The sequence below is a fragment of the Bifidobacterium kimbladii genome, assembly GCF_032193675.1.
In the GTDB taxonomy this organism is placed as follows: domain Bacteria; phylum Actinomycetota; class Actinomycetes; order Actinomycetales; family Bifidobacteriaceae; genus Bombiscardovia; species Bombiscardovia kimbladii.
Genome location: NZ_JASTZZ010000016.1, coordinates 1 through 553, shown reverse-complemented (window position 1 = coordinate 553; position 553 = coordinate 1). Strand labels below are relative to the sequence as shown.

The following is a 553-nucleotide window of genomic DNA, read 5'->3' as shown; positions in this document are numbered from 1 at the left end:
GAACCTGACGCCGGTGATCACCAGAGCCAGGTTGAACGACACCGGCACAGGAACCAACTTGTCGTTTCCGGTGCCGTCGCCGAGCTGGCCATAGCTGTTGGATCCCCATGCCCAGGCGTTGCCGTCGCTGCCCACGGCCAGCGAAAGATGGTATCCGGCGCTGACCTGTGCGGCTTGCAGCCCTTTGCTCTTGTCGACAGGGCTGGCGGGGTCGCGCACGCGCACAGGAACAGACGGAGAGCTGCCGCTGCTGTTGTTGCCGAGGTTGCCATACAAATTGCATCCCCATGCCCAGGCGTTGCCGTCGCTGCCCAGGGCCAGGGAATGATCCAATCCTGCGCTGACCTGCAGGTAGGTGAAGTCTGCTGGCAGGTTCGGGTACGTGCTGCGGTCGGGCGTCTTCACCCTGACCGGCGCATGCCGGTCGATGCTTGTCCCGTCGCCGAGCTGGCCATGGTCGTTGGACCCCCAGGCGTAGGCGTTGCCGTCGTTGCCCAGGGCGAGGGAATGAGAGCCTCCGGCGCTGACCTGCAGGTAGGTGAAGTCCGCTGGC

The 553-nt window shown here is 65.1% G+C and carries 1 protein-coding gene; it reads right to left on the bottom strand.

What is annotated here, in order from left to right; genetic code table 11:
* A partial coding sequence (locus tag QRX41_RS08365; protein WP_396176812.1) for an RCC1 domain-containing protein occupies nucleotides 1-553 on the bottom strand: 553 nt, incomplete at both ends.